We start from the raw sequence: 14,167 nt of genomic DNA, 5'->3' as shown, positions 1-14,167 counted from the left end.
CCCACACCCGGCCCAACAGGTGCGCAACCCCCAGATCTGCACGCCGCGCCCCCGCATCCCCACAAACCTGGGACTTCAGCACCCACGCACGACCCAACAGGTGCGCAACCCCAAGGTCTGCAGAGCGCGCCCGGCGCTTCCCCACAAACCTGGGACTTCAGCACCCACACCCAGCTCAACAGGTGCGCAACGCCAAGGTCTGCACAGCACGCCCCCGCGCCCCCAGAAACCCGGGACTTCAGCACCCACGCCCGGCCCCACAAGTGCGCAACCCCAAGGTCTGCACAGCGCGCCCGGCGCTTCCCCACAAACCCGGGACTTCGGCACCCACGCACGACCCAACACATGCGCAACCCCAAGGCCTGCACAGCGCGCCCGGCGCTTCCCCACAAACCCGGGACATCAGCACCCACACCCAGCCCAACACGTGCGCAACCCCCAGATCTGCACAGCGCGCCCGGCGCCCCCACAGACCTGGGGGTTCGACGTCAACGGCTGCCCGGCAGGATGCGCGAACCCCAGGTCTGCGCTGCAAGGGAGCAGACACAGAAGCAGGCGCGGGCGCGAGCGCGAGCGCGAGCGCGAGCGCTCAGGCGAGCAGCTGCACGAGCTGCGTCACCACGAGGAGCGCGCAGCCGAGGAGGGATGCGCCGAGCGCGAGCCGCTTCGTGCGCGTCTTGTCGAGATGCGGCGTGATGAATCTGCTCGCGACGAAGCCGAGCAGCACGACGGGGATCATCCACACGACGACGAGCCACGTCTGCGGTGCGACCGCGCCGAAGGCGACCAGCAGGCCGAACGAGATGATCGACCCGACGAGCAGGAACGCCGACAGCGTGCCCCGCAGGCGAGCCGAGTCCGAGCCCTGCCAGATGATGGCCATGGGCGCCCCACCGATGGAGGTGGTGGTGCCCATGACGCCGGATGCGGCGCCCGCCACGATCTGCGACCACCTGGTGACCTTCGGGGCCCATCCGCGCAGCGAGAACACGACGCCGGTGACGACGGTCGCGACCACTACCCACGAGAGCACGGCGGGTGCCATGACCGTGACGAGCAGTGCCCCCGCGACGCTCCCGGGAACGCGGCCGACGAGGGCCCAGCCCGCACCCCGCAGGTCGAGCGAGTCCTTCTCGGCGACCGTCACGATCGAGGTGAGGAGGATCGACATGATGATGACGGTCGCCGGCAGGAGGGCCGGGTCGATGAGCGCGATGAACGGTGCCGCGAGCATCCCCATGCCGAAGCCGATGCCGGCCTGCAGGCAGGAGGCGGCGAGGAAGATGACGACAAGCGCAACCCACTCGGCCGGAGTCATCGTGCGACTCCGGCCGAGTGGGTGACTGCGGCGCCAACCGCAGGCTCGGATTGCAGATCCTGGATGAGGTTCACACCTCGCCGGCGGGCTCGCGCGTGGGGAGCGCCGGGCGGAGCTTCACCTTGGTGGCCTTCTGCATGAGGCGCCACTTCTGGTTCGGGTCGGTCGCGATGCGCAGCCAGGAGGCGAGCACGTTCGCGGCGACGGCCGTGATGACGATCGCGAGGCCGGGGAGCACCGAGAGCCACCAGGCCTGCTGCAGGTACTGGCGTCCCTGCGCCACCATGAGGCCCCAGCTGACGTCTGGTGACTGCACGCCGATGCCGAGGAAGCTCAGCGACGACTCCGCGAGCATGACGTAGCAGAACTCGAGCGTCGCGAGCGTGACGAGGGTCGGCACGACGTTCGGCACGATGTGGCGGAAGATGATGCTCCGCGGCTTGGTCCCGAAGTTGGTCGCCGCATCCACGAACATGCGCGACCGCAGTTCAGCGGCCTCGGCCCTCGCGGTACGCAGGTAGATCGGGATGCGGGTCAGCGCGAGCACCGCCACGATGTTCGCGAGGCTCGGGTTGAAGACGTACAGGATGACGACGGCGAGCAGCAGCGACGGGAAGCTCATGATGATGTCGGCGATGCGCATCGACACCGACTCGCGCCAGCCTCGGAAGTAGCCGGCCCAGACGCCCCAGATGGAGCCGATGATGAGCGCCACGAGCACGGCGGGAACCGCGACGCCGAGCGTCGTCCCCGTCGCGATGACGAGGCGCGCCAGCATGCTGCGGCCGAGCGAGTCGCTGCCGAGGATGAACGCCCAGCCGTTGTCGAGGCTGAACGGGGCCAGGTTGATCGCCGTGAGGTCCTGTTTCGACGCGAGCTCACCCACCATGAGCGGGCCGAAGACCGCCACGACGGCGACGACGGCGAGGACGGCGGCCGCAACCGTCGCGACCTTGTCCTTGAGCAGCAGCGTGAACATGGAGGGCCGCTCCGCGACATTCCGCTCGCGCTTCTCCTTCTGCAGGAGCACGTTTGTCGTCGCGGGCGGCTGCTGCGGTGCAGCTCCCGTGCTCGGGCCACCCGAGACCGGTGTGTTCTGGGGGTCAGACATGCGCCTTGCCCTTCTCTGCGTTGCTGCCGGAGGTGCGAGCGGCAGCGCCGGCCGCATCCCGATTGTCGTCCTTGTTCGTCGGGCGGATGCGCGACTGCTTCGCGGCGGGCCTGACCCGTGGGTCGAGGAGCGCGTAGCCGAGGTCGATGAGGATGTTGAGGATGAAGATCGACAGTGCTGTGATGAGCACGGCGGCCTGCAGCACGGCGAAGTCGCGTTGCAGGATCGAGTCGATCATGAGCTTCCCGATGCCGGGCCAGCCGAAGATCGTCTCGACGACGACCGCGCCGTTGATGAGGCCGACGGTGAGGTCACCCGCCACCGTCAGGGCGGGGGCCGCCGCGTTGCGGAGCGCATGCTTGAACACGACCCGGAGCTGGCCTGCACCCTTGCTGCGGGCCACCTTGATGAACGGCTGCCCGAGCACGCTCACCATGGAGCCGCGGACGATCTGCGTGAGCACCCCGACGGGCCTCAGCATGAGCGTGGCTATGGGGAGGATCCAGGAGAGCCCGCCGCTGTCGACGCCCGAGGTGGGCAGCCAGCCGAGCGTGATCGCGAAGATCCAGATGCCCATGATGGCCAGCCAGAAGTCCGGAACGCTGGCGGCGGCCATCGAGAAGAAGCTGGCGATGCGGTCGGCGACGCCGTTGGGCTTGAGCGCCGCCCAGCTGCCGATGATGACGGCGAGGACCACGGTGAGGAGCATCGTGACGCCGGCCAGCTGCAGCGTGGCCGGGAAGGCCCGCAGCACCATGGCTGCTGCGGGCTCTCCCGTTCGGAGGGACTCGCCGAAGTCGAAGCGCAGCACCCCGGAGAAGTAGTTGACGATCTGCATCCACAGCGGCTGGTCGAGCCCGTTGCGGACCGCGAAGTCCTCTTTCATCTGCTCCGTCGCGTTGAGCGGCAGGTAGAGGCTCGCCGGGTTTCCGGTGAGGCGAGCCAGGATGAACACGCCGAGGACGACGGCCACGAGCGGCAGCAGGCTGGAGACGATTCTGGTTCTGAGATAAGTCCACATGAGCGGCTGCTTTCTCCGGGGTGGCGGGCGGCCGTCAGGCCGCTGGCTTCACCTCGGCGATGCGCAGCTCGTCGCCGCTCGCCGAGTTCGGCTCGTAGGTGATGCCAGACGCGATGCCGAGGAGGCCGGTCTGGTGCGCGATGTGCGCGAACTGCACGATCTCCTCGTTCTGGTCGGCGAAGATCTGCTCGTAGGCCGTCTGTCGCTCGTCGCCGGAGGTCTTCGCCGCATCGTCGAGCTTCTGGTCGAACTCGGGGGTGCCGAACGTCGACTGGGCTCCCGTGGAGCTCATGTACTGGTCGACCGTGAACTGGGCGTCACCGGCCTGGTTGCCGTGCTGCACGAGCAGCGCGATGGGGCCCTCGTTCGTGACGAACGGGCGCAGCTGGTACTGGAGGTGCTGCGTCGTGTCGACCATGCGGAGCTCGACGTTCAGGCCCGCCTGGGTGAGCTGCTCCTGCAGGACCTGCGAGAGCTCGTTGACCTTCGGGAACTGCGCCGTCCGCGTCACGAGGGTGATCTTCGTGTCCACTGGGACGCCGTCAGCCTTGGCCTCGGCGACGAGCGCCTTCGCCTTGTCGAGGTCGAACGCCCACGGCTCGAGCGAGTCATTGTGTCCGACGACACCTTCGGGGATCAGCTGCGAGGCGACGACGTCGCCGTTCGGGTAGAGGGAGGAGATGATGCCCTCCTTGTCGACGGCGAAGTTGATCGCCTGACGGACGCGGATGTCATCCAGCGGCGCGATGTCGCCCGAGAAGCGGAGCGCGATCGTCTCGTTGTTCGGGTAGCTGACGCCGTTCTCGCCGATGCCGTCATCCGGGCTGAGGCCCATCGCGATGTCGGCTTCGCCGCCCGTGATCATGGCGGCACGGACTGTGCCCTCGCCGCGCCACTGGTAGTCGACCTGCGGGTAGGCGGGGGCGTCGCCCCAGTAGCCGTCGTACGCGTTCAGCGTGAGCTTCGTTCCCACGTCCCACTGCCCGATCTGGTACGGGCCGGTGCCGATGGGCTCGCGCACCTTGTCGGTGGTGCTCGTCGTGGTCGGGACGATCTCGATGAAGGACAGCTTCAGGGGCAGGATGGGGTCAGCCTCTGGCGTCGTGACCGTGAGCGTCGTCGCGTCGACCGCGTTCACCTCGAGGTCGGTCTCGCCGAAGACGTAGCCCTCGACGTTGCAGCCGAGGTCGCTGTTCACGGCGCGGTCGATCGAGAAGGCGGCCGCCTCTGCGTCGAAGGGCGTGCCGTCCTGGAAGGTGACGTCGTCACGCAGCGTGAAGGTCCACTCGGTGTCGCTCGTCTGCTCCCATTCGGTCGCGAGCAGCGGGTCGAGGTCGCCCGTCGTGGGGTTGCGCTCGATGAGCGGCTCCGTGATGTTGGAGCGCACGACGACGCCCGTCGAGGTGAGGTTCGCCTCGCAGGGCTCGAGCGTCGGCGGCTCCTGCTGGAGGACGACCCGGAGCGCGCCGGCTGCTCCACCGCCAGTGCCGCCCGCGGCGCCGTCCGAGTTGGCGACGGCGCAGCTCGTGAGGAGCAGCGCGGCGGCTCCAACGGCGACGGCCTTGGTGACGGATGCGATGGGACGGCGTGTGCGTGACGGCCGGTGAGCTGGGGATCGCCCGATCGTCGGGGACGGTTCGTGTGAAGAAGACATCGTTGTTCCTCCGGTGTTGTGAACTCGAGAGCCTTGCCCTGAGTCAGTGGTTCTCCTCGTTGAGACGCCTTCAGCTTGTGTCCGCCGATTCGGCGGCGTCAACACAGCTGAGCGAGGGAGCCGCGGGGGACGGCGGGAGGCGCGGGGCCGGACTCAACACTAGCGACCCGCGTTCCCTTGTGATTACTGGCAACACACACATCAATGCTCCGAGTGAATCAATCTATGCAAAGTGCATCTTGGACCAGCATCGGTCGTGCGTCCTACGATCCAGACATGGAAACCCCTCTCGCGTCGACCCCAGCCACCGCTCCCATCGGCTCGCCGGACACCACGCCCGTACCTCCCTCGCCCGGCACTGCGGCCACCGTGCTGCGCGTCGGACCGCTCATGCCGCAGCTGGAGAAGGAGCTCATCGCCGAGTTCGACGCTCCGCTCATCTCGGCCGTCGCCGACGAGCTGACACCGGAGCGCGAGCGGGAGCTCACGCAGGTGCGCGTCGTCGTCACGGGCGGACGATTCGGCGTGTCCGCGGCGCTCATGGACCGTCTCCCCGCCCTCGAGGCGATCGTGAATTTCGGGGTCGGCTACGACACGACCGACACCGCCGCAGCCCGTGAGCGCGGCATCGCGCTCAGCAACACCCCCGATGTCCTGAACGACTGCGTCGCCGACACCGCCCTCTCGCTCCTGCTCGACGTGTACCGGGGCATCAGCGCCTCGGACCGCTACGTTCGAGCCGGGTCCTGGACGTCGGGCAACTTCCCGCTCACGACCAGATTCACGGGGACCAGAGTCGGCATCGTCGGCCTCGGCCGAATCGGCTCGGCCATCGCGCAGCGTCTGCAGGGCTTCGACTGCCGCATCAGCTACCACAACCGCCGCGAGATCCCTGGCTCCCCGTTCCCGTACGTCGACTCGCTCGTCGAGCTCGCACGCCGTAGCGACGCCCTGGTCGTGGCCGCCGCGGGAGGCGCGGACTCGCAGAAGCTCATCTCCGCAGAAGTCCTCGAGGCGCTCGGCCCGGACGGGGTGCTCGTGAACATCTCTCGGGGGTCCGTCGTCGACGAGGACGCGCTTGTGGCCGCCCTGACGACCGGCACGATCCGCGGAGCCGGCCTCGACGTGTTCGCCGACGAGCCGAACGTGCCAGAGGAGCTCCTCGACCTCGACAACGTCGTCCTGCTCCCCCACCTCGGCAGCGGGACCGTCGAGACCCGAGCCGACATGCGTCAGCTCGTCCTCGACAACCTCGCCTCCTGGCTCGAGAACGGCACCCTGCTCACCCCTGTGAGGCTCTGAGCAGCCCAGCGCGGAACTGAGCGCGCCAGGGCAGCACTCAGCACACCGCTTGCTCAGCAATCCGGTGGACTGCACGGCACACCTGCGGAGTGCTCAGCAAGCCAGCGGCGCGCTCAGCGCACCTGATGACACGAGGCGGTCGATGGTCTCGGAACCGGTGTCAACGCAGGACTCCCGGTGGCAACCAGCTACCGGCGGCGACTCAGCACGACCGGTGGTGACTCAGCACGACCGGCGGCGACTCAGCACGACCGGCGGCGACTCAATACTGTGCGGGCAGCTGGATGCGTCCTTCGACCAGGCGAGGAACGCCCCACTCGTTGTCGTCGCGCAGCGCCTCCGGGAGTAGAGCGTCTGGCACGTCCTGGTAGGCGACGGGGCGCAGGAACCGTTCGATGGCGAGCGCCCCGACCGACGTCGAGCGCGCATCCGACGTCGCCGGGTACGGCCCGCCGTGCACCATCGAGTAGCCGACCTCGACGCCAGTGGGCCAGCCGTTGAAGAGGATGCGCCCCACCTTGCGCTCGAGCACGGGCAGGAGGGCTCGGGCCTCGTCGGCGTCGGCGTCGGCCGCGAGGACCGTCGCCGTCAGCTGCCCCTCGAGCTGCTCCGCGAACTCGCGCAGCTGCTCGGTGCCGTCGTAGCGCAGGACGAGCCCAGCGGCGCCGAAGATCTCGCCCTCGAGCGCCTCGCCGAACGCCTCGACGGCATCGCTGAACACGATCGGCGCCGGAGCGTTTGCCGCCGTGTCGGCCTGCCCACGCGCGACGACCGTCGCACCGGAGGCCTCGCGTTCGGCGACCCCTTCGCGGTAGGCGTCGCCGATGCCGGACGTCAGCATGGTCTGACCGCTCGCCGCGGCGATGCGGATGCCCACCTCGGCGAGGAAGGCGTCGCCCGACTCACCGCTCGGCACGAGAACGACGCCGGGGTTGGTGCAGAACTGCCCGGAGCCCAGCGTGAGCGATCCGACGTAGTCGGCTGCGACCTTCGCAGGATCGGCGGCGAGTGCCGCCGACAGGACGAACACGGGGTTGACGCTGCTCATCTCGGCGTACACCGGAATCGGCTCCGCCCGCTGCTGGGCGACACGCACGAGGGCGAGCCCACCGGAACGTGAGCCGGTGAAGCCCACCGCCTTGATGCGTGGGTCGGCGACGAGGCCCTGCCCGATGACCCGCCCGGAGCCGAACAGCTGCGAGAAGACGCCGCTCGGCAGGCCGGAGGCCTCGACGGCGCGCGCGATCGCGTGGCCGACAAGCGCCGCCGTGCCCAGGTGTCCGCTGTGCGCCTTCACCACGACGGGGCTGCCCGACGCGAGCGCGGAGGCCGTGTCGCCGCCTGCCGTCGAGAACGCGAGCGGGAAGTTGCTCGCTCCGAAGACGGCGACGGGGCCGAGCGGGATCTTCCGCTGGCGGATGTCGGCGCGCGGGAGGGGCGCCCTGTCTGGCAGCGCCTCATCGATGCGGGCCCCCTGCCAGCTGCCCTCGGCCACGACCTTGGCGAAGAGCCGGAGCTGGCCGGTCGTGCGCCCGACCTCACCGGTCAGGCGCGCGACAGGAAGCCCGGTCTCCTCGTGGGCGCGGGCGATGATCTCGTCCTTGTCGGCCTCGATCTCCGCCGCGATCCGCTCCAGGAAGGCCGCCCGGGCAGCCGGCGACGTCGAACGGTACTCGTCGAACGCCTCGTGCGCCGCCTGGACGGCGGCCTCGAGCTCCTCGCTTGTGTTGCTGCGGAAGGTCGGCGCGAGCACCGCCCCGTCCGCGGCGCGGCGAGCAACGAGCTCGTCGCCACCCCCGAGTTCGCTGCTTCCGGCGATGAGCGAATGTGGTGCCAGCGTCATTGCGTGCCTTTCTTCGTGCGTTGAAGTGAGCCTCGTGCGTTGGCGCGAGCCTCGTGCTGTGGTGTGAGCCTCGTGCCGTGGTGAGTCCTCCTTCGAGGCTATGGCCGGCCACCGACAGTGGCGCTTCAGAATCTGCATGACCCGATGCCGATTCGACATGCACGCGGCACGTGCACTCCTCCTGGGGCGGGGCGGGGCGAGGCGAGGCGGGGCGGGTTCGGGCCTGAACCGCTCAGCGGCCGCCCTCGTCCCCGACTTTCCCCGCCGAGCCGGCCTCGTACTCCCCCAGGTCGTCCGCGTCCCGATCCCACGCGTCGAGCACGGGACCCACGATGCGCCAGAGCTCCTCGGCAACGTCGCCGCGCACGGAGAGCAGCGTGCTGCCGCCGAGCATGCCGGCGATCACCCTCGCGTAGGGGTCAGCACTGTTGTCGTCGGCCGGGGCATCGAGCGGGATGCGCGTCGGCTCCGTGCCCGGATCGGCGGGCGTCAGGATGATCTCCTGCCGCGCTGCCCCGATGGCCTTCCCGGAGCGCAGGAGGAACGGGATGCCCCGCCACCTCGGCGTCTCAACCCGCAGCGTGATCTCCGCGAGCGTCTCGGTGCCGCGCTCGGGATCCACATCCTCCTCTTCGACGTACGCCGGGAGCTGCTTGCCGCCCACATCACCCGCCGTGTAGCGCGCCCGGCGTGCCGAGACCGGCTCGTCGTCCCACACGCTCACGTTGCGGAGCACGGCGATCATGGCGTCGTCGAGCGTGCTGCCCGGCTCGCCGTCGTGCGCCCCCTCGCCGTCGTGCACCCCCTCGCCGTCGTGCATCCCCTCGCCGTCATACACCCCCTCGCCGTCGTGCGCCCCCTCGCGCCTGCCTTCCTGGCCGCCCGGCCGCTCCATGGCCGTGAGCGTGAGCATGAGCATGAGGTGGCTCTGCAGCATGTCGCGCAGCGCACCGGTCTCGTCGTAGAAGGCACCGCGCCCCTCGATGCCGAGCTCCTCCTCGAAGACGATCTCGACCCGCCCGAGGGCGCCGCCCTGGCTCGCCTCGAGGCGGGGGACGCCGCTCGCGTCGACGACCTCGCGTGAGCGCATCAGCTCGAGGGCGGCCGGCGTGCCCAGGAAGTGGTCGATGCGCCACAGCCGCTCATCGGGAACGACCTCGGCGAGTGCATCGTTGAGTTCCCGCGCGTCGGCCTCGCTCTCGCCGAAGGGCTTCTCGATCGCGATCCGCAGCTCTCCCGGCAGCTCGAGCTCGGCAAGCGCCGCGGCGACCTTCTTGCCCATGGCGGGCGGCAGGGCGATGTAGAGCAGCGGCGCGGTCGGGCACGCATCGAGCAGCTCCCGCAGCTCCTCGGGCGACGATGCGTCGGTCGCCACGAACTCGGACCTCGCCACGAGACCGTCGATGGTCGCGGCGGAGACGCCGGCGGCCTTGAGGCTGCGACGAACCACGCCCCGCCACTCGTCGCGGGACTGCGGCGTGCGGGCAGCCCCGATGAGGTGTACCTCGATCTCCGGGCTCGCGTCGACGACCTTCGCGATGCCGGGCAGCAGCAGTCGCTCCGTCAGGTCGCCGCCCGCGCCGAGGATGGCGATCGTGCGCCTGATCGGGCCGCCGATGGCGATCTCCGGAATCTCGGGCGTCTCGGTGCTCATGTCCATGCGGCCTCGCAATGCTGATCTCGGGATGCTGGTCTTGGGATGCTGGTCTGGGAATGCTGCTCTCGGTGCGGCTCGCTCCGGCGCGAGACTACGCGCTCGTGCCCGGGAATCCTCCGGAGTCGCCCGACCTCGACAGCGGCTCCGGTTTCGGCACTGGCAGTGCCTCTGGCTCCGGCTCCGGTTTCGGCACTGGCAGCGGCTCTGGCACCGGCTCCGGTTTCGGCAGTGGCTCCGGCTCCGGCACCGGGACTGACACCGGCACGATGCCGTACTCGAACTCGCCGAGGTAGCGGAAGACATCTCCGAGCAGCGGCGCCCGCAGGCGCACGTCGACGCACTGGCGCCCGTCGCCGTCCGGATGCGCGCGCTCGTCGAGCGTCATGGTCACGATGCGCGGCAGCGGGATGCGCAGGTGCCGGATGGGTGACGCGGCGCACGCCCCGCGCACGCCGCGCACGCCGCGCACGCCGCGCACGCCGCGCACGCCGCGCACCCGGCGCACGCCGCGCACCCGGCGCACGTCGCGCACCCCGCACGTCGGCAGGCGCGGCACCCGGAGCCGGAGCGCGAGCCGCGTCGATCGCATCCGCAGACCGCCCTCATCGACGGACAGCTCGAGCTCGACCTCGAGCCCACGACGCCTTCCAAGCCGGTCGATGAGGCGCGGCCGCGTTCCCGGGCTGCGGATGACGCTCATGGTGTCCTCCATGACGCGGGTCACGTGGGAAAACTCGAACTCCCGTCGCGCGGAGAGCACCTCGGCCCCCTCCGGCCGGTTCACGACGGTGAATGGCACGTCGCGGCCGCGCTCGGGGAAGAGGACGTGACGCCACGCGAGCCAGGCAAGCACCGGGCGCAGCAGCCGGTACGGAGAACCCGCCCAGGCGTAGACGCCTCGCCCGCGGCCCTCGTGCCCGGCCGGGATCGGCCCGAAGTAGCGCTGGAGCTGGGCGTCGAGGCGCGCGAAGTCGTCACCGAGCACCGCCTCGGAGACGGACAGCGACCCCGCAGCCCGGGCCCCCGCAACCCGGGGCTCATCGCCAGACCCGCCGCCGAGTCCGTCGCCAGCCCCGACGTCAGCCTCGACCCCGGCCGCGACGCCAGCCCCGCGCTCAGTTCCGCGCTCTACCCCGCGCTCCGCCGCACCCTCTCCCCCGCCCATCAGGCCCTCACATCGGAGGCCAGCGCGAAGAGCTCGCGCAGCGGGGCCCGCACGACGGGGATCCGAGTGAGCGGCAGCGTCATCCGCAGCAGGTTGAGCGCGCGGTCCAGGATGCGGCTCGTGCGCTCGCGCCCAGGCGAGGAGTCGTAGACCCAGAGCAGCGCGAGCAGCAGGTGGCTCAGCACGAGCGCCTGTGGCAGGCCAGCCCTGAACTCGTCGGGAAGCGGCGACTTCGCCCCCTCGACGGCGCGTTCGAAGAGCCCCCGGATCACCGCGAGCGCCGGCGCCGACTCCTCGGAGAGCGGGTTGATGGGCGAGCGCGGCGACACCGAGGCCGCGAGGAACTCCGGGGCGTGCGAGTGGTAGGGCTCCAGCTGCTCGAGTCCGGTGCGGTAGACGACGGCGAGGCGATCGACGAGGTCGCGCACTCCGTCGAGCTGTGGTTCCGCTGCGGCGGCGTGCCCGAGTTGGACATCGAGGTACAGCTCCTGCACGAGGTGGTTCTTGGTGGCGAAGTGGTAGTTGGTGGTGCCGACCGACACCCCGGCCTCGTCGGCGATGCGCCGCACCGTCGTGGCGTCGTACCCGCGCTCGCGGAAGGACCGGAGTGCGATGTCGCGGATCAGGGCGCGGGTCCGCTCGCGCTTCGTGGGTGCCGCTCCCGGTTCGATCGACTCGCCGCTCTCAGAACTGAACATGTTCAGAAAGTACTACACTCGGCCACATGGAACCGAAGAACCACGCCGAGCATTCCCCCGCCACCAGCCGACGCCGCGTCGTCATCGCCGGGGCAAGCGGCTTCGTGGGCCGAGCCCTCGCCGCCGATTTCGAGCGCGACGGCTGGGAGATCACGCGAATCGGCAGGCACGAGTCGGTGCGCTGGGACGATCCCGCGGCGATCCGGCGGGCCATCGACGGCTCAGAGGTGGTTATCAACCTCGCCGGCAAGTCCGTCAACTGCCGCTACACCGATGCCAACAGGAACGAGATCCTGCGCTCGCGGGTCGAGACGACGAGCGCACTGCGGTCCGCCGTCAAGACCGCGGCCGCTCCTCCGCGCGTCTGGTTCAACGCGTCGACGGCCACCATCTACCGTCACGCCACCGACCGACCGAACACGGAGTCGACCGGCGAACTGGGGCAGGGCTTCTCCGTCGACGTCGCCCGCAGCTGGGAGCGCGCGTTCTTCGAGGGCGAGCTGCCCGCCACTCGTCGGGTTGCGCTCCGCATGGCGATCGTGCTCGGCGACGGCCCCGCTGCGAGCAAGCTGTTCACGCTTGCGCGCATCGGCCTCGGCGGGCCCAACATCGACGGCTGGGCGCCGAACCACCGTCGCTACCGGGGCATCGGCAGCGCGCCGAGCGGCGACGGACGCGCCCCGCAGTACCGCACGCGAGGCCGCCAGAAGTTCAGCTGGGTGCACGTCGACGACGTCGTCGGTGCCGTCCGCTTCCTCCTCGACCGAGCGGAGCTCGACGGCGTCGTGAACGTGTCCAGCCCGAACCCGAGCGACAACCGAACCCTCATGGCCGGCATCCGCCGCGCCGTGCGGGCCCCCTTCGGCATGCCTTCCTGGCGGTGGATGCTCGAGCCCGCGATGGCCGTGCTGCGCACCGAGCCCGAGCTCATCCTGAAGAGCCGGTGGGTGCTGCCCGAGCGCCTCACGGAAGCCGGCTACCACTTTGTGCACCCCGAACTCAACCCCACGCTGCGGCAGGTCGCCCGGGAGCTAGGCTGAGCCGCACCCCCACCCCCACCCACCTCGGCAGGTTCGGAGAACGCTCCCCTCGATGACGCACGCCACCGCACGCCTCGCGCACCTCGCGGAGTTCTTCGCACCCGAGAACGGCCCCGTTTCCGAGGACGACCGCCCCGTCGGGCTCGCCATCGGCAACTGCCAGGCAGAATCGCTCCGTCTCGCGCTCGGTGACGACGTCCGCTTCGTGCGCACGCCGCCGGTGCACGAGCTCGAGGCCACCGACCTCCCGTACCTCGAGGCCTGGCTCGGCCGCGCGAGCTTCCTCGTCTCCCAGCCCGTGCGCGACGACTACCGCGGGCTGCCCGTCGGCACTCGACAGCTCGCAGCACAGCTGCCAAGCGACGCGCGCGTGGCCCTGTTCCCCGTCATCCGGTTCGCTGGCCTCTACCCGTTCCAGGCGATCATCCGCCCACCGTCCGACACCTCGCTGGTGCCGCCCCTCGTGCCGTACCACGACCTCCGCATCCTGGCCGAGGCGGCGGGGGTGGATGCGCTCCCCGCGTCCGCCTCGCGGAACGCGATCGCCGCCGTCGCCGCCGAGTCGATCGCCCAGCTGCGCACCCGCGAGGAGCACCACGGCACCGTGACGGTCTCAGACCTCTTCCGGCGCCCCACGTTCGCGCAGGCGCGCACGATCAACCACCCCGGCAACCCCATCTGGCTCGAGACCGCGAGCCGCGTGCGCGATCGCCTCGGCCTCCCGGAGGTGGCCATCACCCTCGACCGCGAGATCCTGAACTCCATCCACGCACCCCGCGAGCAGTCGGTCATCGACGCGTGGGGTCTCGAGGACGACGCGACCGAGTCGTGGACCGTCGATGGCGAGGCCGTCGCGACCGACCGCATCCGCGATGCCCACCTCGACTGGTACCGAGAGCACCCAGACGCCGTCGCGGCAGGGCTCGCCAGGCACGGGGCGACGATGGAAGCGCTGAGGGCGGCGTGAGCACCACGCCCCTGCTCCTCCACCGCGACGACGAGACCCACGGCGTCGACCAGTACGCGCGCGCCGTCGCGACGGCCGTCGCGAAGCTCGACTCCGCCGTCACTTACCGCAGCGCCCACGGACTCGACTCATCGCAGCTCGCGCACGTCCACTTCACCGACCGCCTCTGGGGCAGCACACCCGAACGCGCCGCCGAGCGGTTCGAGCGCCTCGCCGCGCGAGGACCCGTCAGCGTCACCCTCCACGACGTTCCCCAGCCCTCCGACGGCGAACGCGGATTCCCCCGCCGTACCGACAGCTACCGCAGGGTCGTCGAGGCCGCGGCCGGCACCGTCTGCAACAGCGCCCACGAGCAGCGGCTCCTCGAGCTCGCCCTCGGCAGACGCGTGGA

General features: G+C 70.3%; 11 protein-coding genes and 1 pseudogene. 4 read left to right on the top strand and 8 right to left on the bottom strand.

Annotation, left to right across the window (positions count from 1 at the left end; genetic code table 11):
* Positions 1-589 precede the first annotated feature (589 nt).
* From GV007_RS17905 to GV007_RS17890, 4 genes are all read right to left on the bottom strand, one after another.
* Positions 590-1,318: a sulfite exporter TauE/SafE family protein gene (locus GV007_RS17905; RefSeq protein WP_160075041.1), complete on the bottom strand. Its 729-nt coding sequence runs from the start codon at positions 1,316-1,318 to the stop codon at positions 590-592.
* A gap of 70 nt (positions 1,319-1,388) precedes the next feature.
* Positions 1,389-2,429, bottom strand: coding sequence for an ABC transporter permease (locus tag GV007_RS17900; RefSeq protein WP_160075039.1), 1,041 nt, complete (start codon positions 2,427-2,429; stop codon positions 1,389-1,391).
* Positions 2,422-3,450 carry an ABC transporter permease gene (locus tag GV007_RS17895; RefSeq protein ID WP_160075037.1) on the bottom strand — a complete coding sequence of 343 codons (1,029 nt, stop codon included), beginning with the start codon at positions 3,448-3,450 and terminating at the stop codon, positions 2,422-2,424. The genes GV007_RS17900 and GV007_RS17895 overlap by 8 nt, the downstream gene beginning before the upstream one ends.
* Positions 3,451-3,484: 34 nt before the next feature.
* Positions 3,485-5,104 (bottom strand): ABC transporter substrate-binding protein, encoded by a 1,620-nt coding sequence (locus tag GV007_RS17890; protein ID WP_104331655.1) that lies wholly within the window; start codon positions 5,102-5,104, stop codon positions 3,485-3,487.
* 276 nt (positions 5,105-5,380) lie between these two features.
* Here GV007_RS17890 and GV007_RS17885 point away from each other — a divergent pair, with 276 nt between their 5' ends.
* Positions 5,381-6,406, top strand: coding sequence for a 2-hydroxyacid dehydrogenase (locus GV007_RS17885; protein WP_160075035.1), 1,026 nt, complete (start codon positions 5,381-5,383; stop codon positions 6,404-6,406).
* Positions 6,407-6,668: 262 nt separating this feature from the next.
* Here the strand turns inward: GV007_RS17885 and GV007_RS17880 are convergent, their stop codons facing one another.
* The 4 genes from GV007_RS17880 to GV007_RS17865 all read right to left on the bottom strand — a co-directional run bounded on the left by GV007_RS17880 (position 6,669) and on the right by GV007_RS17865 (position 11,769).
* Positions 6,669-8,249, bottom strand: a complete 1,581-nt coding sequence (locus GV007_RS17880) for an aldehyde dehydrogenase (NADP(+)) (protein ID WP_160075033.1) — start codon at positions 8,247-8,249, stop codon at positions 6,669-6,671.
* A 232-nt stretch (positions 8,250-8,481) separates the two neighbouring features.
* Complete coding sequence (locus GV007_RS17875) at positions 8,482-9,903, bottom strand: glucose-6-phosphate dehydrogenase (RefSeq protein ID WP_160075031.1); 1,422 nt, start codon at positions 9,901-9,903, stop codon at positions 8,482-8,484.
* A gap of 94 nt (positions 9,904-9,997) precedes the next feature.
* On the bottom strand, positions 9,998-11,071 hold the full coding sequence (locus GV007_RS19325; protein WP_268893500.1) for a DUF4166 domain-containing protein: 1,074 nt from the start codon (positions 11,069-11,071) through the stop codon (positions 9,998-10,000).
* Entirely contained in the window at positions 11,071-11,769 is a 699-nt protein-coding gene (locus GV007_RS17865; RefSeq protein ID WP_160075029.1) for a TetR/AcrR family transcriptional regulator, read from the bottom strand. Before GV007_RS17865 ends, GV007_RS19325 begins: the two co-directional genes overlap by 1 nt.
* Positions 11,770-11,795: 26 nt before the next feature.
* On the opposite strand from GV007_RS17865, the gene GV007_RS17860 reads away from it, so the two are divergent.
* The 3 genes and pseudogenes from GV007_RS17860 to GV007_RS17850 all read left to right on the top strand — a co-directional run.
* Positions 11,796-12,809 (top strand): epimerase, encoded by a 1,014-nt coding sequence (locus GV007_RS17860; RefSeq protein ID WP_160075027.1) that lies wholly within the window; start codon positions 11,796-11,798, stop codon positions 12,807-12,809.
* Positions 12,810-12,861: 52 nt separating this feature from the next.
* Positions 12,862-13,776 carry a WcbI family polysaccharide biosynthesis putative acetyltransferase gene (locus tag GV007_RS17855; RefSeq protein WP_160075025.1) on the top strand — a complete coding sequence of 305 codons (915 nt, stop codon included), beginning with the start codon at positions 12,862-12,864 and terminating at the stop codon, positions 13,774-13,776.
* Positions 13,773-14,167, top strand: a pseudogene (locus GV007_RS17850) (hypothetical protein); the annotation flags it as partial. The gene GV007_RS17855 and the pseudogene GV007_RS17850, both read left to right, overlap by 4 nt.

Origin of the sequence: Pseudoclavibacter sp. 8L (genome assembly GCF_902506465.1) — a bacterium.
In the GTDB taxonomy this organism is placed as follows: domain Bacteria; phylum Actinomycetota; class Actinomycetes; order Actinomycetales; family Microbacteriaceae; genus Pseudoclavibacter.
This window is presented reverse-complemented; position numbering and strand designations above follow the sequence as displayed.

Excerpts from the sequence above, each read along its gene's own strand:
- GV007_RS19325 (WP_268893500.1), bottom strand. The coding sequence starts at position 11,071 with ATGGGCGGGGGAGAGGGTGCGGCGGAGCGCGGGGTAGAGCGCGGAACT.
- GV007_RS17855 (WP_160075025.1), top strand. The coding sequence starts at position 12,862 with ATGACGCACGCCACCGCACGCCTCGCGCACCTCGCGGAGTTCTTCGCA.
- GV007_RS17905 (WP_160075041.1), bottom strand. The coding sequence starts at position 1,318 with ATGACTCCGGCCGAGTGGGTTGCGCTTGTCGTCATCTTCCTCGCCGCC.
- GV007_RS17875 (WP_160075031.1), bottom strand. The coding sequence starts at position 9,903 with ATGAGCACCGAGACGCCCGAGATTCCGGAGATCGCCATCGGCGGCCCG.
- GV007_RS17885 (WP_160075035.1), top strand. The coding sequence starts at position 5,381 with ATGGAAACCCCTCTCGCGTCGACCCCAGCCACCGCTCCCATCGGCTCG.
- GV007_RS17890 (WP_104331655.1), bottom strand. The coding sequence starts at position 5,104 with ATGTCTTCTTCACACGAACCGTCCCCGACGATCGGGCGATCCCCAGCT.
- GV007_RS17865 (WP_160075029.1), bottom strand. The coding sequence starts at position 11,769 with ATGTTCAGTTCTGAGAGCGGCGAGTCGATCGAACCGGGAGCGGCACCC.
- GV007_RS17895 (WP_160075037.1), bottom strand. The coding sequence starts at position 3,450 with ATGTGGACTTATCTCAGAACCAGAATCGTCTCCAGCCTGCTGCCGCTC.
- GV007_RS17880 (WP_160075033.1), bottom strand. The coding sequence starts at position 8,249 with ATGACGCTGGCACCACATTCGCTCATCGCCGGAAGCAGCGAACTCGGG.
- GV007_RS17900 (WP_160075039.1), bottom strand. The coding sequence starts at position 2,429 with ATGTCTGACCCCCAGAACACACCGGTCTCGGGTGGCCCGAGCACGGGA.
- GV007_RS17860 (WP_160075027.1), top strand. The coding sequence starts at position 11,796 with ATGGAACCGAAGAACCACGCCGAGCATTCCCCCGCCACCAGCCGACGC.